The sequence below is a fragment of the Pseudodesulfovibrio indicus genome, from assembly GCF_001563225.1.
Classification (GTDB): domain Bacteria; phylum Desulfobacterota; class Desulfovibrionia; order Desulfovibrionales; family Desulfovibrionaceae; genus Pseudodesulfovibrio; species Pseudodesulfovibrio indicus.
Map to the genome: position 1 here is coordinate 971914 of NZ_CP014206.1, position 23758 is coordinate 995671.

The 23758-nt window shown below is 63.9% G+C and carries 18 protein-coding genes; 14 read left to right on the top strand and 4 right to left on the bottom strand.

The features are described 5' to 3' along the window. Positions 1 to 38: 38 nt before the first annotated feature. Both AWY79_RS04485 and AWY79_RS04490 read right to left on the bottom strand, forming a co-directional pair. Positions 39 to 521: an Lrp/AsnC family transcriptional regulator gene (locus AWY79_RS04485; RefSeq protein ID WP_066800878.1), complete on the bottom strand. Its 483-nt coding sequence runs from the start codon at positions 519 to 521 to the stop codon at positions 39 to 41. 257 nt (positions 522 to 778) lie between these two features. Then, the gene (locus tag AWY79_RS04490) at positions 779 to 2224 is read right to left on the bottom strand and encodes a HoxN/HupN/NixA family nickel/cobalt transporter (protein WP_233491000.1); all 1446 of its coding nucleotides are present in this window, start codon (positions 2222 to 2224) and stop codon (positions 779 to 781) included. A gap of 117 nt (positions 2225 to 2341) precedes the next feature. On the opposite strand from AWY79_RS04490, the gene AWY79_RS04495 reads away from it, so the two are divergent. Together AWY79_RS04495 and AWY79_RS04500 are read left to right on the top strand one after the other, a co-directional pair. Continuing rightward, positions 2342 to 3070, top strand: coding sequence for a substrate-binding periplasmic protein (locus AWY79_RS04495; RefSeq protein ID WP_066800880.1), 729 nt, complete (start codon positions 2342 to 2344; stop codon positions 3068 to 3070). 149 nt (positions 3071 to 3219) lie between these two features. Then, positions 3220 to 5088: a sensor histidine kinase gene (locus AWY79_RS04500; protein ID WP_233491001.1), complete on the top strand. Its 1869-nt coding sequence runs from the start codon at positions 3220 to 3222 to the stop codon at positions 5086 to 5088. Positions 5089 to 5492: 404 nt separating this feature from the next. Here the strand turns inward: AWY79_RS04500 and AWY79_RS04505 are convergent, their stop codons facing one another. Together AWY79_RS04505 and AWY79_RS04510 are read right to left on the bottom strand one after the other, a co-directional pair. Next, on the bottom strand, positions 5493 to 6962 hold the full coding sequence (locus AWY79_RS04505; protein WP_066800885.1) for an Rne/Rng family ribonuclease: 1470 nt from the start codon (positions 6960 to 6962) through the stop codon (positions 5493 to 5495). Between the two features lie 48 nt (positions 6963 to 7010). Next, a complete protein-coding gene (locus AWY79_RS04510; RefSeq protein ID WP_066800887.1) occupies positions 7011 to 7964 on the bottom strand; it encodes a radical SAM protein in 954 nt (317 codons plus the stop codon). A 182-nt stretch (positions 7965 to 8146) separates the two neighbouring features. Here AWY79_RS04510 and AWY79_RS04515 point away from each other — a divergent pair, with 182 nt between their 5' ends. The 12 genes from AWY79_RS04515 to AWY79_RS04570 all read left to right on the top strand — a co-directional run bounded on the left by AWY79_RS04515 (position 8147) and on the right by AWY79_RS04570 (position 23757). Next, on the top strand, positions 8147 to 9991 hold the full coding sequence (locus tag AWY79_RS04515) for a sensor histidine kinase (RefSeq protein ID WP_066800889.1): 1845 nt from the start codon (positions 8147 to 8149) through the stop codon (positions 9989 to 9991). A gap of 69 nt (positions 9992 to 10060) precedes the next feature. After that, on the top strand, positions 10061 to 10927 hold the full coding sequence (locus AWY79_RS04520; protein WP_066800891.1) for a tRNA (adenine-N1)-methyltransferase: 867 nt from the start codon (positions 10061 to 10063) through the stop codon (positions 10925 to 10927). 143 nt (positions 10928 to 11070) lie between these two features. Next, complete coding sequence (locus AWY79_RS04525; protein ID WP_078063614.1) at positions 11071 to 13626, top strand: PAS domain S-box protein; 2556 nt, start codon at positions 11071 to 11073, stop codon at positions 13624 to 13626. Positions 13627 to 13859: 233 nt separating this feature from the next. Beyond that, entirely contained in the window at positions 13860 to 14387 is a 528-nt protein-coding gene (locus AWY79_RS04530; protein ID WP_066800893.1) for an RsbRD N-terminal domain-containing protein, read from the top strand. 191 nt (positions 14388 to 14578) lie between these two features. Further along, on the top strand, positions 14579 to 15616 hold the full coding sequence (gene dsrM, locus AWY79_RS04535) for a sulfate reduction electron transfer complex DsrMKJOP subunit DsrM (RefSeq protein WP_066800895.1): 1038 nt from the start codon (positions 14579 to 14581) through the stop codon (positions 15614 to 15616). Between the two features lie 51 nt (positions 15617 to 15667). Next, positions 15668 to 17338, top strand: coding sequence for a sulfate reduction electron transfer complex DsrMKJOP subunit DsrK (gene dsrK, locus AWY79_RS04540; protein WP_066800897.1), 1671 nt, complete (start codon positions 15668 to 15670; stop codon positions 17336 to 17338). Next, a complete protein-coding gene (gene dsrJ, locus AWY79_RS04545; RefSeq protein ID WP_078063615.1) occupies positions 17339 to 17728 on the top strand; it encodes a sulfate reduction electron transfer complex DsrMKJOP subunit DsrJ in 390 nt (129 codons plus the stop codon). Next, positions 17728 to 18498 (top strand): sulfate reduction electron transfer complex DsrMKJOP subunit DsrO, encoded by a 771-nt coding sequence (dsrO, locus tag AWY79_RS04550; protein WP_066800900.1) that lies wholly within the window; start codon positions 17728 to 17730, stop codon positions 18496 to 18498. Before dsrJ ends, dsrO begins: the two co-directional genes overlap by 1 nt. Positions 18499 to 18509: 11 nt before the next feature. Beyond that, the gene (gene dsrP, locus AWY79_RS04555; protein WP_066800903.1) at positions 18510 to 19724 is read left to right on the top strand and encodes a sulfate reduction electron transfer complex DsrMKJOP subunit DsrP; all 1215 of its coding nucleotides are present in this window, start codon (positions 18510 to 18512) and stop codon (positions 19722 to 19724) included. Between the two features lie 211 nt (positions 19725 to 19935). Beyond that, entirely contained in the window at positions 19936 to 20820 is an 885-nt protein-coding gene (locus tag AWY79_RS04560; RefSeq protein WP_066800905.1) for a VOC family protein, read from the top strand. Between the two features lie 154 nt (positions 20821 to 20974). Further along, positions 20975 to 22609, top strand: a complete 1635-nt coding sequence (locus AWY79_RS04565; RefSeq protein WP_066800908.1) for an FmdE family protein — start codon at positions 20975 to 20977, stop codon at positions 22607 to 22609. 695 nt (positions 22610 to 23304) lie between these two features. Further along, on the top strand, positions 23305 to 23757 hold the full coding sequence (locus AWY79_RS04570) for a DUF2318 domain-containing protein (RefSeq protein WP_066800911.1): 453 nt from the start codon (positions 23305 to 23307) through the stop codon (positions 23755 to 23757). Position 23758 lies beyond the last annotated feature (1 nt).

A 23758-nucleotide genomic window follows, 5' to 3' on the forward strand; every position in this document is an offset into this window, starting at 1 on the left:
TCCTTTGAAATACTCTCCGCCCTCTCCGGCGGCTTAGGTTATTTGGTGAAGGTGTCCAACACGGCGTCGGGCAACAGCAGCCACTTGCGCCGGGATTTCATGACGACGAACGATTCGGAGGCGGTGATGCCGCCCAGCTTGGACAGGTCCTGGTCCAGGAACGCGTAGAGGTCGTCCATGCCTTCCTGGCAGACGATCTCCACGATGATGTCGTAGCGCCCGGTGACCACCGCGCACCAGTTCACCCTCGGCAACGCGCCGATCTGGTCCAGCTTCTCGCCGAGCTGCTCATGGCTCATCAGGCTGATGCCCACCAGGGCCACGGTCAGCCCCTTGACCCGCATGGGGTTCACCAACCCTGCCACCTTGAGCGCGCCGGCCTGCATCAGGTTCTTCAGCCGGGTGCGCACGGTGGGCGCGGTCACTCCCGTGACCGACCCGATCTTGCCCGGCGACAGCTGCCCGTCGCGGGTGAGCTCGGCCACCAGCCGCCTGTCCTGTGAATCCAATGCGTTCTTCATGCTTCTTTGTCTCGCGTTTTTCAGTTTTGAAAGCGAAGTGAATCTTTTTTATCTAAAAGCGAAAAAACTTGTCAATTAAATATTTCTAAAAAAATCGCCGAGGAAAAGGGGCGGAAAACGATCGGTGCGCCGGGCGGGACAAAGGCGCGCGTCAAGGATGCCGGAGGTTCCGGGGAGATGGCGTGGAGCCGCGGGCCTGGGCGCTGGGGACGCGGGCCGGGTCGTTCAGGGGGGTGGCGTTGGGTCGCCGGGCGGGATCAGGCGGTCAGGCTGGACACGAGCAGGGCGGTGCCGAACAGGCAGATGGCGGCCGCGCCGCAGATGGACAGCCCCGCGTAGACCACGTTGAACAACCGCCGGTTGCGGCCGGAGAGCTTCAGGGCGGCGGATCGGGCCGTGACCGCGAACCAGGCGAACAGGGTGGTGGTCAGCCCCATGCCCGCGGCCATGACGATGAGCGCCATGACCCCGGTCCAGAAGATGTTCAGGCCGATGGAAAAGGCCAGGATGACCGCCGCGCCCGGACAGGGGATCAGGCCGGTGACGAAGGACACGGCCAGGATGGACCGGAGGTCGCCCCCGTTGCCGTCCGTATGTTCGCAGCCGGGCGCGAGCATGCCGCCCTTGAGCAGATCGCGCACGGCCTTGATCACCAGGACCAGCCCCATGAGCGCGAGCAGCCCGTAGCTGGCGGGCTGGAGGGCGCGGCTGGCGGCGGCGAATCCGCCCATGCCCGAGGAGAAGATCAGGTAGGCCACGCCCACGGCGGCGGCAGCGGACCCCATGTGCACGAAGGTGATGGCGTTGCCCATGAGCGCGCCGCTGGCCAGGGAGCCGGGGTTGGCCAGGAAATAGGAGCAGACCACGGCCTTGCCGTGCCCCGGTCCCACCGCGTGGATCACGCCGTAGACGAAGGACAGCCCCAGGAACATCCACAGGGCCGGGCCGAGCGGGTTGTCGCGCAGGTCGGTGCCGAACGCGTTGAGCCGGGTGGTCAGCTCCTTCTGGGCCGAGCGCACCAGTCCCATGAGCCGGGTCAGCGGGCCGGGCGCTTCCGAGGGCGGCGCAGTCACGATCTGCGGCGCGGGACCGGCCGCGCCCGAGACCACCAGGTGCACGGCGTCAGGCACGATGTAGCGCCAGTAGGTCTGGTCCTTGGCGGGCAGCATGGAGTGGCTGACCTTGACCCCGCCCTTGACGTCGAAGCGGATGCCGTTCTCGGCGTAGATCATATCCGTGTAGTATTCGCGGTCGAACACGGCCATGCGGAATTTCTCCAGCCGCTCCGGGGGCAGGTTCAGGGGGACGTCGAAGTCGTAGACGAACCGCTCGCCGGACAGGGACGCCCGGAAGTTGTCCACGGTCACCGGCACGCGCTTGCCCCCGGCCTCGATCAGGGTGAAATAGCCGTAGTTGGCCAGGTACTGGAACGCGCCCTCGCGCACCGCCTTCTGCCCCTCCGGGGTGGCCAGGGCTTCGGGCGACAGTCCCAGGTCCGAGAGGATGGCGCGGGTGAAGATCTCGTCGAACAGCCAGTTCTGGTGTACCGAGGAGAGTCCCTTTTCGTCGAGACGGAAGGTCAGGGACACGTCCACGTAGACGTGGGGATGGGCCTGGGCCGGGCCGGAGCCGAGGATCGGGCAGGCCAGGGCCAGGACAAGGAGGGGGGCGAAAAATATGCGCATGGCGGCTGGGGTGAGCATTACGGGAGGAACCCCTGGCTGGCAAGGGTATTTCGTTTTCGGGCGGTGGCTGCGCATTGCAATCGGAACCGTTGCATTATAGGCTCAATGTGAAATACTCCCTAAACGAGATACGTGATGTTCCGATTCAAGTTTTTGTCTTTATTCGTCTTGCTCATAGCCGCGCAGCTCCTGTGGCCCCTCGCGGTCCGGGCGGAGACGTTGCGCGTGGCCATTCCAGAGCTGGTGCGTTGCGGCGACATGGAGAACGGCAAACCCGTCGGGTATTGCGTTGATATCGCCGAAGAGCTGGCCCGCGAGGCCGGTCTGGAGACGGTCACCACCGTCAGGCCGCTGCCCCGGGTGCTGGACGATTTCCAGTCCGGGGACGTGGACCTGTCCGTCCTGGTCCCGGACGGGGCGTTGGGCGGCAAGGCCCGGATTCTCGGCGAAGTGCGGGGCATCGAGTTCGCGGCCTGGGCCAGGGCGGAGACGCCGCTGCGCGATCTCCGCGACCTGGAGGGAAAGCCCGTGGCGGTGGTCCGGGGCGGCCAGTTCGAAACCAGGGCCAGGGAGCTGAAAATCGTGCCGATCCCGACGCGAAATTACGACATGAGTCTCAAGCTGCTCATGGTCAGGCGCGTGGACGCGGTCGTCGGGCCGGTCAACCCCCTTGTCCTGGCCGCCAAGGGGCTGGGCCTTGACCGCAGCGTCCTGGGCAGGATGCTGCCGTTGGACAGCCTGTCCCTGCACTTCATCGTCTCCGACTCCCTGGACCCCGACGTGGCGGACCGCCTGAAGGGGGCGTTGCAGCGCCTCCGGGACGACGGAACCCTTGATCGGATCATGGAAAAGTACAAGTTATAACCCTGATGACAGGATTTCCCGAGTGGTGTAAGGATGACTCCCTAATGGCGTGGAGTTTTGTTCAGCCCCCTTTGCCCGGATAGACGATGCGAGCAGACCAACCCAAGAGAACCAGGCCTCTCCTGACCAGCAGATCCATTTCCAGGGATTTGACGCTCAGTCTCGTCGTCATCGTCATGATCATCGCCACCGCCATGGGCGGCTACATCTATTGGCAGCAATCCCAGGACATGTGGAAGAGCGCCGAGGAGAAGGGCGAGGACACCATCACCTCCGTGGCCGAGATCCTGGCCGTGCCCATCTGGAACCTCGATTACGACAACGCCCGGCTCATCGGCTCGGTCTACACCCATGACGACATGGTCCAGGGCATCCGCATCTACGGCTCGCGCAACGAGGTCGTCTTCGCCCACGAAAAATTCTCCGGCGCGCCCGCCGATTTCAGCAAAATACGCTCCATCGTCTTCGAGGGCCGGACCATCGGCCGGGCCGAGATCGACTTCACCCTGGCCAAGGAGAAGAAGCGGCTCGACGAGCAGATGTTCGTCTCGATCATCATCATCGTCGTGGCCATCTCCGTTATCCTGGCCATCACCGGCCTGCTCCTGCGCGTCTTCCTGAACAAGCCGCTCATGGTCCTCCAGTCGGGCATCGCCCGCGTGGCCAAGGGCGACTTCTCCTACGACTTCGGCGAGGTCTACCATGCCGAGCTGCAGGAGATCGCCAAGCGGTTCCGGCGCATGTCCATCGAGATCGAGGGCCGCGAGAACAAGCTCCAGACCATGAACAAGACCCTCCAGGAAGCGGAGGAGAAATACCGCGGTATCTTCGAGAACGCCATCGAGGGCATCTTCCAGGCCACCCCGGACGGCGTGCTGCGCCGCGCCAACCCGGCCATGGCCCGCATCTTCGGCTACGACTCCCTGGACGAGTTCCTGTCCAACGTCCGTTCCCTCAACTCCCGGATTATGGTCAACCCGGAGAACATGAAGGGATTCACGGACCTGGTGCGGGAGAAGGGCGAGGTCAAGCGGTTCGAGGCCGAGTACTACCGGCGCGACGGCAAGACCATCTGGGGGTCCCTCAACGCCCGCGCCATCTACGGCGACGACGGCAACTTCGTGTTCGTCGAGGGCATCCTGGAGGACATCACCGACCGCAAGAAGGCGGAGCAGGACCTGGCCGACCTCAACCGCCACCTGGAGCAGCTGGTGCGCGAGCGCACCGAGGACCTGGTCAACAAGGCCCGCGAACTGGAAGAGGCCAACCAGCGGCTGCGCGAGCTTGACGAGATGAAGTCCGCCTTCCTCTCCTCGGTCTCCCACGAGCTGCGCACCCCGCTGACCTCCATCCTCGGCTTCGCCAAATTGCTGAACAAGGAGTTCACGCGCAACTTCCTGCCCCTGGTCAGCCCGGACAGCAGCCTGGCGCGCAAGGGCAAGCGCATCCGCGAGAACCTGGCCATCATCAGCCACGAGGGCGAACGGCTGACCCGGCTGATCAACGACGTGCTGGACCTGAACAAGATCGAGTCCGGCTCCATGGGCTGGCGCGACGAGAAGCTGGACATGAACGAGGTCATCGAGGTGGCCGCCAACTCCGTGTCCGGCATGTTCGCCCAGACCTCCCTGGAGCTGCTGACCGAGGTCGAGCCGAACCTCCCGGCCATCTTCGCGGACCGCGACCGCATGCAGCAGGTGCTCATCAACCTGCTGAACAACGCCTCCAAGTTCACCGAGTCGGGCCACGTCACCATCCGCGCCTTCCCGCGCTTCGGCCAGCTTCGCGTGGAGGTGGTGGACACCGGCACCGGCATCCACCCCGAGGACCAGTCCCAGATCTTCGAGAAATTCCACCAGACCCACACCGACGACACCATGGTCAACAAGCCCAAGGGCACCGGCCTCGGCCTGACCATCTGCCGCGAGATCATCGAGCACTACGGCGGCCGCATCTGGGTCGAGTCCGAAGTGGGCGTAGGCTCCACCTTCATTTTCACTCTTCCTGCCATGCAGTAGGCGTTCCGATAGCGGCTCTCTACCCGGCAGTCCCGCCCGAAGGCCCTCCCCTGGAACGCCTTTGAGGCGCAGCCTCAAACAGTGACTTTCATACCCTGCCAAGCCTTGCGAAGGCCCTGATTTCTTCTTTCGCCGTCCCGTCAATCCGCACTCTACTTTTGATCAGATGGAGCCGGACCGAGCTGATCGGATTCTCGGCGGCCAAACTCGGGCGGTGGGCTACCCCCCAGGGCGTTTTCTTTGGTTCTTTCTTTTGGCCCAACAAAAGTAAGAACCCCGCCGGGAGGGCTGTTCGAAACTTGGAGGAGCGCCGGCGAAGGCTCTCTCTCCTCCTCTTTTCCCATCAAAAAAGCGGCCCGGAGATTCCTCTTCGGGCCGCCCGCATTTCAAGAAGAGGCTCGCGCCTATTCGTCGTACTCGTATTCGATGTCGATGTGGATGGACTTGCCGTAGCGCTGCTCCAGGTCGGCCAGAATGCCGCGCTTGTTGTTGAGCAGGTAGATGGCCAGCTCCTCTTCGCAGTCGAACTCCACGGTGTCGGAACCGGGCTTGCGCAGGTCGCGGTGGATGTCCTTGAGCGCCTGGAGGGCCTGCCATTCCATGTTGCGGCGGATGCCGGTGCCCTTGCAGCACGGACACGGCTCGGTGGAGATGGCGATGGCCGAGGACCCCAGCCGCTGGCGGACCAGCTCCATGAGGCCGAATGACGAGATGCGCGAGACGTCGGTCCGGGCGCGGTCGTTCTTCATCTCGGCGCGCATGACCTTCTCCACCTCGCGGCAGTCCTTGGGGTTCTTCATCTCGATGAAGTCGATGACCACCTGGCCGCCGATGTCCCGCAGCCGGAGCTGCCGGGCGATCTCCACGGCGGCTTCGACGTTGGTCTTGAGCGCCATCTTCTGGAAATTCCGTTCGCCGCCGATCTTGCCGGAGTTGATGTCCACGGCGGTCAGGGCCTCGGTGGCGTCGAAGACCAGCCGCCCGCCCGAGGGCATGGACGCCTCGCGGGAGTATATCTCCTCCACCTGTTTGACCAGGTTGAACCGCTCCAGCAGCGAGAGGTCGCTGTCTTCGTGCAGCCTGACCAGGTTGTTCTTGCGCGGGAAGGCGAGCTTCACGAACTGGTGGACCTGCTCATAGGTCTCCTTGTCGTCCACCCAGACCTCGGTCACGTCGCTGGTCAGGTAGTCGCGCACGGCGCGGGCGGCCAGGCCGAGCTCCTCGTAGACGATGGCCGGGGCCTTTTCCTTCTGGGCGTTGGAGCGGATGTCGGTCCACAGCCGGTTCAGGTACTTGAAGTCGCGCTCCAGCGCGGCCTTGGACTGGCCCACGGCGGCGGTGCGGGCGATGAGCCCCACGCCCTCGGTGGTCTCGAACCCTTCGAGAATCTTCTTCAGGCGGACGCGCTCCTTCTCGTCCTCGATCTTGCGCGAGACCCCGATCTGGTTGCGGCCCACGGTGTAGACGAAGCTGCGGCCGGGCAGGGAGAGATAGGAGGTCAGGAAGGCGCCCTTCTTGCCGGTGGGTTCCTTGACCACCTGGACCAGGACCTCCTGGCCGGGCTTGAGAACCTTCTGCATCAGCGGGAACCGCTGGCCCTTCTTGGTGGCCGGGGAGCCGATGTAGTATTCCGGGTGGACCTCGTCGATCTGGAGGAACCCGTTGCGCTCGGCCCCGTAGTTGATGAACGCGGCCTGCAGCCCGTTGTCGATGTTGTGGATGTAGCCCTTGTAGATGTTGCCCTTGGTCTTGGCCTGGTGGACCATTTCAACGTAGTATTCGTTGACCTTGCCCTCTTCGGCGATGACGACCTCTACCTGTTCTCCCGGCAGTACGGAGATGAACATCTTCTGCCGTTTCTTCTTGTTGGTCATGCAACCCTCGCGACGAGAAAAGTGTGTTTGAAGTCCCGGCGCGCCCTTTCAGTCCTCTATGACGTGGCCCGTTCCGTGGTAGAATGTCTGCCCCCGGTCATCCCGGCGGGTGACGTCGCCCATCTTCTCGAGGGCTTCCACGGCCTGGCGGACCCGTTCGGGGTCCGCTCCCAGGGCCTGGGCGAGCTGTTCCGCGGTCTGGGGCCGGCGGTTCAGGGAGGCGGTCACGGCAGCGGTCATCCGCTCCAGGCTCATCTCCTTTCCCCCCGTGCCCGACCGCTCGCGGTTGCGGGTTTCCCCGCCTCCCAGCGCCAGGCGCCAGCGGCTTAGGACCGCCCCGTCCACGGGGCGGACCCCCTTGACCGTTCCGGGGCGGGTCAGGGTGACCACGTCCACCCGGTCGGGGGCAAGCCGCTTGCAAAAATCCTGTAGCAAGCCGAGGTTCTCGTCGGAATCGTTAATTCCCTCGGCAAGCAAAATTTCCAAAAATATCTGTCCCTTAAATTCCTTTTTGAATTCAAGGAGCCCTTCGGCCACGGCCTGGGGCGTGATGGTCCGGTCCGGCCGGTTCACGGCGGCGAACTCGTCGCCCACCAGGGAATCCAGGCTGGGCAGGACCACGTCGGCGGCGCACAGCTCGCGCCGCACCTGCGGGTCGGTCATCAGGCTGGCATTGGTCAGCACCGCCACCGGGGTGTCCGGGAACAGCCGCCGCGAACCGAGGATGATGGTCTCCATATCCAGGTTCAGGCACGGCTCGCCCAGTCCGCCCAGGGTGATCATGTCGGGCGGTTCCAGCCCCTCTTCCTTCCACAGGGCCAGCTCCTTGAGAATGTCGGCCGCCGGGACGTACACCCTGCGTTCGCAGGTCCGGTCCCTGGTGGCTCCCACCTCGCAGTAGACGCAGTCCATGGAGCAGATGCGGTCCCCCAGCAGGTCCAGGCCGAGGGATCGGCCGAGCCGCCCGCTCATCACGGGGCCGAAGACGTACTTGTATGCCATGCGCGTCGCTTTCCTTGTGGGTAGGAATTCCTATAACCCTAGCCAGCTTATTAAGTACTGGGGGGGTTCTGTCAAGGGCGGCGGGGTCCCGGGGACGGCGGACGGAGGGGCGCGACCAATAAATCATTTGTGTGTCGACCGCCGTCATGTATGTTCATCGGTGAATTCCGGAGGAGCCGTCGATGCTGGAAACCTTTTTCGAAATAGTCCGATTCCTGGCCCTGGCCGCGGCGTTGTGGCTGTTCATCCGGGCCGACAAGTCGGTCCGCTACTGCCGCCGGGGGTTCCTGCTCATCAAGATCGGCTTTCTGCTCATCCTGTTCGGGGTGTTCATGAGCATCATCGGCACCCTGAACATTCCGGGCTGGGGGACCGTGGGCGGCATCGGCATGCAGGTCTTCCTGGAGAAGTTGGTGGGTTATGCGGCCGGTTCGCTTCTGCTGCTCGTCGGGTTGTGGCACTGGCTGCCGTCCATCCGGACCATGGACGAGGTCCAGGAAGAGCTGGATTGCGTCCGGCGGGACCTGCAGGAGCACTTCCAGGCCAGGACCGACGAACTGGAGCGCGCGGTGGAGGCCCGGCGCAAGGCCGAGGCCGCGATGCGCATCGAGGACGAGCGGCGGCGGGCGATCTACGATGAGAGTCCGGTGGGCATCTCCCACGGTTTCGTGGGCGGGAAGCACGTGGAGCGCAACCAGGCCTTCGCCCGGATGCTGGGCTACGGCTCCCCCCGGGAGATGGTCGAGGCCCAGGCCGCGGCGGGCGATCCCTACTCCCATTTCGCGGACCGCGAGGACGCCGAGCTGCTGCACTCGCTGGCCGCGGAGGGCAAGTCCGCCAAGGGGATGAACGTCCGCATGCGCCGCAAGGACGGGGAGATCATTTGGGTCCGGCTGGACGCCACGACCATCCTGGACCACCAGGGAAAGAGCTATTATTTCTATGCCTTCGCCCTTGATATCACCGAGCAGAAGCTGAGCCGCGACGCCCTGGCGCGCAACGAGAACCGGTTGCAGGCCATCATCAATTCCCTGCCGGTGGGCATCTTCGTGGTGGACCTGGAGAGCCACACCCTGCTCGGAGCGAATCCGGCGGCCCTGCGGCTGGTCGGCTACGAGCGCCAGGAGATCGTCGGGTCGCCGTGCAGGGGGACGCTGTGCGGCGGAGAGGGCGACTGCCCGCTGGACCTGAGGGACGGGTTGACCTGCGTGAGCGAGAGCGACCTGACCCGCAAGGACGGGACCCGGGTGCCGGTGATGAAGAACATCGTCGGGGCCGAGGTGGACGGCCGCCGGTGTCTGGTGGTCGGCGTGCAGGACATGACCGAGCAGAAGCGGCTGGAAGAGCTGCGTGCCGACGTGGCCCGCATCGTGGCCCACGACCTCAAGGCGCCGATCATAGGCATGATCAACGGCTGCCGCCTCCTGCTCATGGAGGAGGGGCGGATCGACGGCGAGATCCGGGAGATGCTCGAACTCATCGAGACGCAGGGCAGCAAGGCGCTGCTGATGATCGGGCTGTCCCTGGACCTCTACAAGATCGAGGCCGGGACCTACGAATACCGCCCCGTCCGGGTGGATCTCATGGGCACGGTGCGCCAGGCGGCCCGGAACCTGGAGGGGCACTTGCGGACCAAGCGGCTGGAGCTGTCCGTCCGGCTCGGCGGCGAACCGGACAACGGGCGGGCGTCCCTGATGATCCCGGCCAACCCGCTGCTCCTGGAGGCCATGCTCTCCAATCTGCTGCTCAACGCGCTGGAGGCCGCCCCGGACGATACCGAGATCCGGCTGGAGGTGTCCGGCAACGGCGAGGCCGTCCTGACGCTGACCAACAACGGGGCCGTGCCCGAAGCCATCCGCGACACCTTTTTTGAAAAGTACACCACCCTGGGCAAGAGCGGCGGCACCGGCCTGGGGACCTATTCCGTCAGGCTGGCGGCAACGGCCATGCGGGGGACCGTGGACCTCTCCGTGTCCGACGAGGACGACTCGACCACCATCACCGTGCGGCTGCCCATGGAGGGGTGACCCCCTTTTCCTTGACTTCCGGCCATGCGGGCCGTACTCAGTGCCATCTTTTCCAGGAGGCCAACATCTATGATCGAACCGGGACAGCTCATTCTGCTCATCAGCCACAAGGGCAAGCGGTACCTGCGCAAGCTCGAGGCGGGCGGCGAGGTCCACACCCATGACGGCAAGCTGCTCATGGACGAGGTGGCCGAGGCCGGCTACGGCCAGTACGTCAAGACCCACCTCGGCAAGGCGTATCTCGTGCTCAAGCCGACCCTGCACGACCTGATCAAGGGCGTGAAGCGCCAGACCCAGATCATGTACCCCAAGGAAATCGGGTACCTGATGATGAAGCTCGGCATCGGTCCCGGCTCCACGGTCATCGAGTCCGGCACCGGTTCCGGCGGCCTGACCACGGCCCTGGCCTGGTTCGTGGGCGACACCGGCAAGGTCATCACCTACGAGCGGCGCGCCGACTTCTACAAGCTGGCGGGCAAGAACCTGGAGCGCGTGGGCCTGGCCCATCGCGTGGAGCAGGTCAACCAGAACATCGAGGAAGGGTTCCTGCACTCCGGCGCGGACGCCCTGTTCCTGGACGTGCGCACCCCCTGGGAATATCTCCATTCCATCCCCCAGGCGGTCATCCCCGGCGCCATGTGCGGCTTCCTGCTGCCCACGGTGAACCAGGTGTCCGACCTGCTGCGCGGGCTGGAGGACGGTCCCTTCGCCGACCTGGAGGTCCTGGAAATCCTGGTCCGGCGCTGGAAGCCCGTGGCCGACCGGCTGCGCCCGGACGACCGCATGGTGGCCCACACCGGGTTCCTGGTCTTCGCCCGATACATGGAGGAGCCTGCGGCCCCGGCCCGGCTCGACGACGAGGACGGAGAGGACCGGGAGGAGCTGCCCGACGCCCCGGAGGGTGCGGACGCCCCGGACGCCGACAATATGGATTAGCCCCGAAGGCCCGCCCAACGGCGGGCCTTTTTTTGTGCCTCGTTCCTTTTCGCCGATGTGGCGGCCAGGTTTTTTCTACCCTGGCGCGGCCGTTTCTGGTATGCCTTCCGGGAAGCAGTAATCCCAAGCATCCCGGACTGAGGATGAAACGTTCGAAAACCCCTCCAGCCGCCTGCGAAGAGCAGGTCCGCCAGCGCGTCAGGCAGCACGCCGCCCTCTTCCGGGAGGGCGACGATCCCGTCGCGTTCTGGGAATCCCTGTGCCTTGAGCTGGCCGACTGCGAGACCGCGGAATGCCCGCCCCCGGAGACCCGCCAGGCGCGGATGCAGACCCTGTTCATGAGCCTTCGGACCCCGGTCCTGCTGCTCAACGCCGACTTCGAGGTGGAGGTCATGAACCCGGCCGCCGTGGCCCTGGTCGAGGGCGATCGCATGGACGCCTGGGCCGAGGGGACGCACGTTCCCGTGCCGCTGGCGGAGCTGGCCCCCTGGCTGGCCGCGCCCCTGGAGGACCACCGGCAGGAGTCGTCCGAGGCCGAGGCGTGCCGCATGGGCGTGGCCGTGTCACAGAAGCACGGGGAGCGGCACTACAACGTGTCCGTGTCCCGGACTTCCGATTTTTCCGACCGTCACGACGGATTCGCCGTGGTCCTGGACGACATCACCGAGCGCGTGGAAGGCGAGCGCCAGCTGGCCGAGGAGCGCAACCGGGTGGCCCACTACCTGGACGTGGTCGGCTCCATGGTCTTCGCCCTGGACGCCGCCGGACGGGTGACCATGGTCAACCGCACCGCCTGCCGCGTGCTGGGGTACGAGGAGCGGGCGCTGCTGGACAGGGACTGGGTGGACGCCCTGGTCCCGGACGAACAGCGCGACGAAGTCCGGGATTGCCTGTACATGATCTTTTCGGGCCAGCTGGAGGACGAGGACGAGCGGTTCCACTACGTGACCACCCGGGAGGGCGAGCACCGGCTGGTGCAGTGGCAGGGCAAGCTGCTGACCAACGAGGGCGGCCTGCCCGTGGGGCTGCTCCTGTCCGGGACCGACGTCACCGAGCGGCGCGCCATCGAGGAGGCCCTGGCCGAGAAGGAGCTGTGGCTGCGCAACACCTTCGTGGCCCTGGGCGAGGCGGTCCTTATCCTCACCCCGGACATGAAGATCCTGGACGCCAACCCGGCGGCCGAGACCATGTTCGGCATGACCAACGAGGAGCTGGACGGGCTGCCCGTGGGCGACCTGCACGTCAATCCCGCCCACTACGACGATTTTCTGGCCCGTGCCCGGTCCGCCTTCGAGGCGGGCGAGCGGGCCGTGTTCGAGCTGCCCCTGAAGCGGCGTTCCGGGGTCATCTTTCCGGCCGACCACTCCGTGTCGATCATCGACGGCGACGACGGCACCACCCTGGGGGTGGTCAACGTCATCCGCGACATTTCGGACCGCAAGCACGCCGAGGCCGAGCTGCGCCGCAGCGAGGAGAAGTTCCGGCGCATCTTCGAGTCCATCGAGGAAGGGTACATGGTCACCGACCTGGAGGGGACGATCATGATGGTCAACCCGGCCACCTGCCGCATTCTGCAGTACGAGGCCGGGGAGCTGGTCGGCCGCTCCATAGACTCCCTGTACCGGATAGCGGAGGAGCGGGGCGGGTTCCGCAAGACGCTGGAGGCCGAAGGGACCATCCGCAGCCGCCAGATGAACGCCCTGCGCAAGGACGGGACCACCATCGTCATCGAGGCCAACGCCCACCTGGTCCGGAACCATCGCGGCGAGCCCGTGGCCATGGAGGGGACCTTCCGCGACATCACCAGGCGCATCGAGGCCGAGAAGGTCCTGCGCGAGCGCGAGAAGCAGTACCGGGCGTTCTTTGAAAACAACCACGCCATCATGCTCCTGACCGACCCCAAAACCGAGGGCATCATCGACGCCAACCCCGCGGCCAGCGACTTCTACGGGTATCCCGTGGAGGTCATGCGGACCATGAGCATGAGCCAGATTAACGGGCTGTCGCGGGACGAGATGTTCGAGGAGATGCGCCGGTCCATGGACGAGGGGCGGACCTATTTCGTGGTCAAGCACCTGCTGGCCGGGGGCGAGGTCCGCGACGTCGAGGTCTACTCCGGGCCGATCATGGTCCAGGGGGTCCAGCGGCTGTATTCGGTCATCCACGACGTGACCCAGCGCATCCGGCTGGAGCAGGACATGAAGCGGCTGGCCACCACCGACGCCCTGACCGGGGCCAACAACCGGCACCAGTTCTTCTCCCAGGCCGCCCACGAGGTGGCCAGGGCCAAGCGGTACGACAACCCGCTGAGCGTGATCATGCTCGACATCGACTATTTCAAGTCCATCAACGACACCTACGGCCATCACGCGGGGGACGTGGTCCTCAAGGTCTTTTCGGAGACGGCCCGGACGGCCCTGCGCGTCAACGACGTCTTCGGCAGGCTGGGGGGCGAGGAATTCGCCGCGCTCCTGCCCCAGACCGGGCTGGAGGAAGGGCTGGAGGTGGCCGAGCGGCTGCGCGCGGCGTTCGCCGCCCTGTCGGTCCGGGTGGACGAGGCGGTCATCTCCTTCACGGTCTCCCTGGGCGTGACCCAGGTCCGGGCCTCGGACCGGGACATGGAGGAGGTCCTCAACCGGGCGGACGAGGCGCTCTACAGGGCCAAGCGCATGGGCCGCAACCGGGTGGTAAAGGGCTGAAAACCGCGAATCTGATCGCGGCGGACAACCCGCCTCGAACCCCTGATAACCCTTATCATTAGGCGGTTTTTCCATGAAAAAACCTTGACGTTTTCCAAGGTGTTTGGAATATGGTTCTGAGTTTTAAGTGACGCTTTTCACAATTTATCAAAAGCCAGTCCGTGAAACGGCGAGCCTTCCCCTCTGGAAGGGGTTGGGCGAGGCCGGATTTCCGGATTGTTGCGGGTTATATAATGACTTTTGAAAACAAGCTGGCCGAGCGCCGGACGGAGCTGTCGGAGAAGTGGGCGGATCTGGTCCTCCAGACCTACCCCAAGGAAACCCAGAAGGTCTGGGCCCGGCAGAAAGACCGTTTCCAGAACCCCGTGGGGGCAGCCATTCACGAGGCTACCGGGGATCTGTTCGGCCAGTTGATCGAGTGGCGGGACGCGGACGTCATCGCCGCCTCCCTGGACCGGCTCATCCGGATCAGGGCGGTGCAGGACTTCTCGCCGTCCCAGGCCATCAGTTTCGTCTTCCTTCTGAAAAAGCTCCTGCGCGACGAGTTTTTCAAGGACATGAAGAAGGACGGGACCCTGGAGGACCTCTTGAGGTTCGAGGCCAAGGTGGACAACCTGGCCATGATGTCGTTCGACATCTACACGAAAAGTCGCGAAGAGGTATTCCGGTTCCGGGTGGAGGAGGTCAAGCGTTCGCAGCACAACCTGCTCCGCAAGGCCCGGATGATCGTGGACGTTACGGCCGACAATTCGGCCGATTAGGAACGCCCGCGGGGTTGGCACGTGGTGTGAGGTGCCGGGTTTGCTGTGATGAGGGGTGAGGTCCGCGCGAATGGTCGCGCGGGTCTGTTTCCACACATGTTCCCGTCCTGCATCGACCGATTCCCGCCGTTCCGAAAGTGGCAGGCCGCCGGCAATTCCGGCGGTCCAACCTTCAAGCGAGGTGACGGTAGATGAATGCTCTTTACTCACTTCTGTTCGTCTTTCTCCTGGTGTTGATCCCGTTGTTCGGGGTTGATGCGGCACACCTGAGGACTTTCTTCGGTGTCTGCATCCCGACAACGGCGTTCATCATCTTCGTCGTCGGCTTTGTGTACAAAGTCATCACCTGGGGCCGGAGCGCCGTGCCGTTCCGCATCCCCACAACCGGCGGACAGTTTCAATCCTTCGATCCCCAGCTTTTCAAACAGAACAAGCTGGACTGTCCCCAGACCGGGGCCCAGACCTTCTTCCGCATGGTGCTGGAAGTCTTCGCGTTCCGGTCCCTGTTCAGGAACACCGCGGTGTCCCTGTACGAAGGCAAGGACTACCCCGTAGTCGCCTACAAATCGAGCAAGTGGCTGTGGCTCTTCGCCATCACGTTCCACTACTCCTTTTTCATCATCGCCCTGCGGCACCTGCGGCTGTTCCTGGAGCCCATCCCGTTCTTCGTGAAGGGGCTGGAGTTCGTTGACGGCCTCCTGCAGATCGGCGCCCCGGTCATGTACCTGGCCGACGTCGGCCTGGTGGTCGGCGTGCTCCTGCTTCTGGGCCGCAGGCTCGTTCTCCCCAGGATCAACTACATCAGCTACGTCTCCGACTATTTCCCGCTGTTCCTGATCCTGGCCATCGCCCTGTCGGGCATCTACATGCGCTACTACGCCAAGGTGGACATCATCGCCATCAAGGAACTGACCATGGGCCTCGTGACGTTCCACTACGTCGTCCCCGAGACCATCTCCGTTTCCTTCTTCGTGCACGTCTTCCTGGTCAGCACGCTCATGGTGTACTTCCCGTTCAGCAAACTCATGCACATGCCGGGCGTCTTCCTGTCCCCGACCCGCAATCTGCCGAACGACTCGCGCGCCAAGCACCACGTGAACCCCTGGAACGATCCCAACATCAAGGCCCATGCCTACGCCGACTACGAAAAGGAATTCGGCGTGCCCATGGCCGAGGCGGGACTGCCCCTCGACAACCCCGAGAACGGCATCCCCAAAGACAAGGCCTAGGCCCAGGGTTCACCAACTGGTGATACTTTCTTTATCCGAGGAGATAAGAATATGTCCGACATCCCCAAAGCAGATGAGCTCTTCAAGAGCATAGACTACAATCCGCCGCTCACCGGGTGGATGGAAACCCCGGTGGACTTCTCGCCCGGCCATTGGTGCTACCCCGCCAAGCCCGAGAAGATCGCGTACATGGACAAGAAGCTGCCCGGCCTGTGGGGAACCCCCCGCGAATGGGTGCCGTCCGAAGAGGACTGGAAGCTTCCCGCCAACTGGAAGGAGACCGTGGTCAACGGCTTCCGCGAGCGGCTCAAGAAGTTCCGCTCCCTCCAGCTGTTCATGGACATCTGCGTGCGCTGCGGCGCCTGCGCCGACAAGTGCCACTACTTCATCGGCTCCGGCGATCCCAAGAACATGCCCGTCCTGCGCGCCGAGCTGATGCGCTCCGTGTATCGCGGCGAGTTCACCCTGGCCGGCAAGATCCTGTCCAAGCTGACCGGCTCGCGGGTCATGGAAGAGAACGTCCTGAAGGAGTGGTTCATCTACTTCTACCAGTGCACCCAGTGCCGCCGCTGTTCCCTGTTCTGCCCCTACGGCATCGACACCGCTGAAATGACCATGATGGCCAGAGAGCTGATGCACCTGGTCGGCCTGAACACCAACTGGATCATGGAGCCGGTCTCCAACTGCAACATCACCGGCAACCACCTCGGCATCCAGCCCCACGCCTTCAAGGATATCGTCGACTTCATGGTCGACGACATCGAAGAGGTCACCGGCCGCAGGGTCAAGGCCCCGCTGAACGAGAAGGGCCACGAGATCCTGTTCATCACGCCGTCCGGCGACGTGTTCGCCGATCCCGGCATCTACACCTTCATGGGCTACCTGCTCCTGTTCGATTACCTCGACCTGGACTACACCCTGTCCACCTACGCCTCCGAGGGCGGCAACTTCGGCTCGTTCACCAACAACGAGTCCATGAAGAAGCTGAACGCCAAGATGTACGCCGAGGCCGAGCGGCTGGGCTGCAAGTGGATCCTGGGCGGCGAGTGCGGCCACATGTGGCGCGTCATCCACCAGTACATGGACACCATGAACGGCGACAACCAGTGGTCCGGCATGACCACCCCGAAGTCCCCGATCACCGGCACCGTGTTCGACACCGCCGCGGCCACCAAGATGCTGCACATCACCGAGTTCACCGCCGACCTCATCAAGCACAACAAGCTGAAGCTGGATCCCAGCCGCAACGACCATCTGCGCGTCACCTTCCATGACTCCTGCAACCCCGCGCGGGGCATGGGTCTGCTGGAAGAGCCGCGTTACGTCCTGAAGCACGTGTGCAACAACTTCTTCGAGATGCCTCCGGCGACCATCCGCGAGCAGACCTTCTGCTGCGCCGGCGGTTCCGGCCTGAACACCGACGAGATCATGGAGATCCGTCTCCGCGGCGGCCTGCCCCGCGGCAACGCGCTCAGGTACGTCCAGGAGAAGCACGGGGTCAACCTCATGGCCTGCATCTGCGCCATCGACCGCGCGACCCTGATCCCGCTTGCCGACTACTGGGCCCCCGGCGTGGCCATCTCCGGCACCCACGAGCTGGTGGCGAACGCCCTTGTCCTCGAAGAGGGCGAGGTCCGGACCATGGACATGCGCCAGGAACCCCTCCCCGGGTTCGAGGACGAAGACGACGATTGGACGCCCCCGAACATGGAGGATGCGTAAATGAAAATGCAAAACGGTTTCCCGATCATTGTGGGTCTCGCCATATTCATCGGCGCGCTCTGCGCTCCGTTCGTCTGGGGCAAGACCGTCACGCACCAGTACAAAGAGCCCGAGCTCAAGATGCCGGCCAACGAGAAGGAATGCATCGAGTCGAAGGAGTTCATGCGCACCGAGCACATGCAGCTCCTGAACGACTGGCGCGACTGGGCCCTGCGCGACGGCAAGCGGATCTACACCAACCACAAGGGCAAAGAGTTCGTCATCTCCCTGCAGAACACCTGCATGAAGTGCCACACCAGCAAGGCGGACTTCTGCGACAAGTGTCATAACGACGCCGGTGTCTCCCCCTACTGCTGGGATTGCCACGTTCAGCCGGAGGGTTTGAAATAATGAAGAACAACAGAAGAGCCTTCATCAAGCTTGCCGGAATCGCTGCTGCCGGCCTGGCCGTGGCCCCCAAGGCCCTGGCCTCGAGCGGCGGCCATTCCCCGGTTTCCGTCAATCCCAAGGCCGTGCACGCCAAGCACTGGGCCATGGTCATCGACACCACCAAGCTGCACACCGCGGAAGAGATCGACAAGCTCGCCGCCGTCTGCCACCACATCCACAACGTCCCCAAGATCGAGGGCAAGAAGGAAGTGAAGTGGCTGTGGCACGACACCTACGGTCACTCCTTCCCGGAGCAGGAGAACCCGCACCTGGCCGAAGAGGTCCATCACCGCGTGTTCCCGCTCTTGTGCAACCACTGTGAAAATCCCCCGTGCGTGCGCGTCTGCCCCACCAAGGCGACCTTCCAGCGCCCGGACGGCATCGTGGCCATGGACTACCACCGCTGCATCGGCTGCCGCTACTGCATGGCCGGTTGTCCCTACGGCTCGCGGTCCTTCAACTGGGGCGAACCCCGGCTCGGGCTGGACGTGACCAAGCTGAATCCCGAGTTCCCCACCCGCATGCGCGGCGTGGTCGAAAAGTGCAACTTCTGCGTCGAGCGCCTCGCCGTGGGCCAACAGCCCGCCTGCGTCGAAGCCTCCGAAGGCGCCATGTTCTTCGGCGACCTGAAGGACCCGGATTCCGAAGTCCGCAAGGTGCTTCGCGAGAAGTTCACCATTCGTCGTAAACCCTCGGCAGGCACTGAGCCCAGTGTTTACTACATCATTTAGGAGGAATCGGAATGCTTGAATTAGCTCTGAAAGGTTCCAAGAGATACTACGGCTGGATTGCGTTCCTCCTGGTGGTCATCGGCATCGGCTCCACCGCGCTGATCGACCAGTGGATGAACGGCCTGAAGATCACGGGCATGAGCCGCGACGTGTCCTGGGGATTCTACATCTCCCAGTTCACCTACCTGGTCGGCCTGGCCGCCTCCGGCGTCATGATCGTGCTGCCCAACTACTTCCACTCCTACAAGACCAACAAGCACATGGTCATCTTCGGTGAGTTCATGGCCATCGCGGCGTGCATCATGTGCCTGCTGTTCATCGTCGTGGACATCGGGCAGCCCACCCGCATGATGAACATGATCTTCCATCCCACCCCGAACTCCATCCTGTTCTGGGATATGATCGTGCTCAACGGCTACCTGTTCCTCAACCTGCTCGTGGGCTGGACCTGCCTGCAGGCGGACCGCCAGCACCTGCCTCACCCGAAGTGGCTGAAGCCGTTCATCTACACTTCGATCATCTGGGCGTTCTCCATCCACACCGTGACCGCGTTCCTGTACCAGGGATTGCCCGGCCGCCACTACTGGCTCACCGCCATCCTGGCCGCCCGCTTCCTGGCCTCCGCGTTCTGCTCCGGACCCGCCATCCTGCTGCTCGTGATGATGCTCACCGAGAAGTTCACCACCTTCAAGATGGCCAAGAACGCCGTGAAGACCCTCGTCAAGATCATCGCTTACGCCATGTGCGTGAACATGTTCTTCTTCGCGCTCGAGATCTTCACCTCCTTCTACTCCAACATCCCGGGCCACATGCATCCGATCGTGTACCTGTTCTCGCATGCCACCCCGGGCCTGGTCACCCTGATGTGGGTCTTCATCGCCTTTGCCGCGATCGCCATCACCCTGCTGGTGACCCCGCGCTTCCGCAACAACTACAAGCTGCTGCCCTGGACCCTTGGCATCCTGATCATCGCGACCTGGATCGACAAGGGCCTCGGACTGCTCATCGGCGGTTTCAACCCCACGCCGTTCGAGACCGTGACCACCTACTGGCCCACGCTCAAGGAGCTGATGGTCTCCATGATGGTCTACGCCGTCGGCGCGCTGGTCGTGACCGTGCTCTTCAAGATTGCCACCGAAGTCAAGGAAGAGGTCGGGCATTCCCAGACCCTGCCTTGCGGCTGTTCTTCCGAGGACACCTGCGAGTGCGCTCCTGAAGCCGAATAAGCCTTGCCGAGGCGTGAAATCGGCACAGCCTGGCCACGTAACGTCACCTCGCTAGGCAGATAGGCTGAATCAGGGCCGCCCCGGAAACGGGGCGGCCCCTTTTTTGGGTCGTGCGACAACGCGGGGTTCACTTTTTCCCCGGGCCTGTGCTAGGTTGCTACCGGCGGTCAAACGGCATCAAACGGCCACAGAACAACAGGCAGGCAAGACCATGACACGCTCCCCCGGCGTCCATCTTCTCCCCGTTCATGCGCTCCTGGCGGCCGCGCTCCTGGCGGGTCTCCTCTTCGGCTGCTCTTCGAAGATCAACCTTCCGCCCGTCACCCCTGACGCGGGCGGCCTGTCCTACACCGGCAAGTTCGTCTGGTACGACCTCCATGTCCCGGACATCGACGGCGTGGCCCGGTTTTATGACGCGGTCCTGGACTGGGGGATGGAGCGCACGGACCCGGGTTCCTCCAAGGTCAAGACCATCTTCCACAAGGGGCGGCTCATCGGCAGCGTCTTCGAGCTGACCGAGGCCGGTCCGGCCGCGGGCTGGGTTGCCTGCGCCTCGGTCCCGGACGTGGACGGCGCGGCAGCGCGCGCCGTGAAACAGGGCGGGCGCGTGGTCGCCGCGCCGACGGACAAACCCTATCGTGGCCGCATGGCCACCATCCGCGACCCGCAATCCGCGCGCATGGCGTTGCTCCATTCCCCGGTGGGCGACCCGCGCGACGAGGGGCCGGGAGACGGCCTCTTCCTCGGCGCGGAGCTGTGGACCCCGGACGTGGAAGCTGGCGCAAAATTCTACGCCGGGCTGCTCGGCTATCAGCTCGCCGCCGTCAGGCTGAAGCAGGGGACCTACGTCATGCTCCTGGCCGAGGGCAAGCCGCGCGGCGGCCTCACCGCGCCCCTCGCGTCCCTGCCCGCCGCGCTGTGGATACCCCAGGTGGCCGTGTCGGACATCGAAGGCACGGTGCAACGGGTGGAGGAGAACGGCGGCACCGTGTTGCTTCGGCCCGATCCCGCGTCCCGTCCCAACCGCACCGCCGTGTTCGCCGACCCCTCGGGCGCCATACTGGGCGTGCGCGAGTTCGTCCCGCCTCGGGAATGATGCAGCCATGGCACATTGTGCCGAATCGTACATAATACCGGTTTATTGCGCTGGTGGAATGGCCGTGGCATAGTGCGTTTCCATTTTTATGGTCATAATCGGGGAAAAGACGGCATCGGTCATGCCGCCCGCGAACGCGAACAGTGAGGCAAACATGAACATCGGTCAGTACACCTTTGAAGAGTTCAAGCAGAAGGCCAAGGAATTTCACGGGTATCCCGCTCCGGGATTGCTCATCGGCGGATACATGGTGGAAGCGGCCAAGGCCCGGTTGCCCGAAGGCACCCTGTTCGAGGCCATGGTCGAGTCCGGCAAGTGTCTGCCCGACGCGGTCCAGCTCCTGACCCTCTGCTCCACGGGCAACAACTGGATGAAGGTCAAGCTGCTGGGCCGGTACGCCGTGTCCCTGTACGACAAGTTCACGGGTGTTGGCGTGCGCGTGGCCATTGATCGGAAGAAGCTCGACAAGTGGCCGGAGATCCGGGGCTGGTTCATGAAGGAGAAGCCCAAGGCGGAACAGGACACCGACAAGCTGTTCGCCGAGATCGAGGAGGCGGGGGACACCATCTGCTCCATCCGGCCCGTGACCATTTCCAAGAAATACCTGGGCCACGGCCACATGACCACCATCGACGTCTGTCCGGTCTGTGGCGAGGCGTATCCCGGCTCGGACGGCTCCATCTGCCGCGGCTGCCAGGGCGAGGACCCCTACGTGGCCATGGAGAACGTGGCCTGCGCCGACGACGCCCCCGACGGGCCGGAACTTCGGGTGGTCCCGGTGGAGCAGGCCGTGGGCAAGCAGGTCGTCCACGACATGACCGGCATCGAGCCGGGCGAATCCAAGGGCCCCATCGCCCGCGCCGGCGACGTCCTGGACGTGGGCGACGTCTGCCGGTTGCAGCGCATCGGCAAGTTCAACGTCTTTGACGGCGAGGCCCTGCCGGGCGACGAGTGGGTGCACGAGAACGACGCGGTCAAGGCGTTCGCCAAGCGCATGGCCGGGCCGGGCATCACCTACGACCCGAACCCGGAAGAGGGCAAGATCAACTTCTTCGCCGAGTATCCCGGCATGCTGTCCATCGACCTGGACGCCCTGACCCGGTTCAACCTGTCCCCGGACGTCATGCTCGCCACCCGCCACGACGGGTCCGTCATGCCCGAGGGCAAGGGCGTGGCCGGCACCCGCGCCATCCCACTGTACATCTCCCGCGACCGGTTCAGCCGCGCCCTGACCGCCCTTGGCGAAGGGCCTGTGCTGTCCGTCCTGCCCCTGCGGACGGCCAAGGTCGGCATCCTGGTCACCGGCACCGAAGTGTTCCAGGGCCTCATCGAGGACAAGTTCATCCCCATCGTCTCGTCCAAGGTCATCAACCTCGGCTCCGAGGTGCACATGACCGACATCGTGCCCGACGACCGCGAGGCCATCACCAAGGCGGCCAAGGCGATGCTCGAAGGCGGCTGCGACCTGGTGGTGACCACCGCCGGCATGTCCGTGGACCCGGACGACGTGACCCGTGCGGCCCTGGTGGACGCCGGGCTGCACGGCGACCTCTACGGCGTGCCCATGCTGCCCGGCACCATGACGCTGGTGGGCAAGCTGAAGCAGGCCGACATCATCGGGGTTCCGGCCTGTGCGTTGTTCTACAAGACCACGGCGTTCGACGTGGTGCTGCCGAGGATCCTGGCCGGACAGCAGTTGAGCCGGAAGGATCTGGCGCGGCTCGGAGAGGGCGGGTTCTGCATGAATTGCAAGACGTGTTCGTTCCCGAAGTGTCCGTTCGGAAAGTAGAATCGGTTCCCTTGTTGGAAGCGATACGGAAGGCCGCCCCTTGGGGCGGCCTTTTTTTTGCGTGATGCGGGAGAGGTGGTGCACGATGTCGCGCGGGAGTTGTTGTCCGTCATGAGAGTCGACGTTGTCGCTCCTTCATGTTTTTTGGGGAGCCCTCCCGGCGGGGTTCTTTTTTTTCCAAAGCAAAAAAGAAAGAACCAAAGAAAAGTGCTTTGGCGGGTATCCCCCCCCCCCCGAGTTTTGCCGCCAAGAATCCGCTCCGCTCCGCTCGGTACGGCTTCGCCCCAAAGTGCTCCAGGGGGAGCCTTTGGACGGGGCTTGGGTATGCCGTTTGCGGGTGGCCAAAAACCGCTCCAGAGAGCAGCCCGTCCGTTGTCCTGCTCCGCCAAAGGCGGCGACAATGAGTCTTGGAAAGGGGATGGGGGGCCAGGGGGAAACCTTTTGCAAAAGGTTTCCCCCCCTTCTCCCTGCCCGCCGGAGGCGTGTCGGTATGTGTGCTGTAAATTGCACAGACTTGTGCAAGGGTGCGGAGTGGTGCACCGGTTTGCGGCGTTGGTTTGGCGGCAAGTTGTCGGAAAGATATGAGTTCGTGTTTGGTATGGTGTCTGCATAGTAGAATGGTTTAGTAACTGTTTTCAGCGAGAGCTTGCACTATTTTCATACCACAGAAGTCTGGAATTGGGACGGAGGAAATTATGAACGGACTGAAATACGTCGGCGTGATCGTGATGTTGTTCGCCCTGGGTTTTGCTGCCGAGGGCAAGGCGTTTTGGGGTTTCGGCGGGCCTGAGAAGGTCGAGGCGGTGAACGGGAGCGTGACCCTGCCGGTGGCGGCCGTGTCGGACGGCGCGGCGCATTACTATTCCTTTGATGCCAACGGCAAGGACGTGAAATTCTTTGTGCTCAAGAGCAGCGACGGCGTGATCCGCGCGGCCTTCGACGCCTGCGACGTCTGCTATCTGGAGAAAAAGGGGTATTCCCAGGACGGCGAGTTCATGGTCTGCAACAATTGCGGCCAGAAGTTCCACTCCTCGCGCATCAATGAGGTCCGCGGCGGCTGCAATCCTTCGCCCCTGGCCCGCACCGTGAGCGGCGAGAGCGTGGTCATCCCGGCCGCCGACATCAGTGCCGGGGCCGGGTACTTCTAAC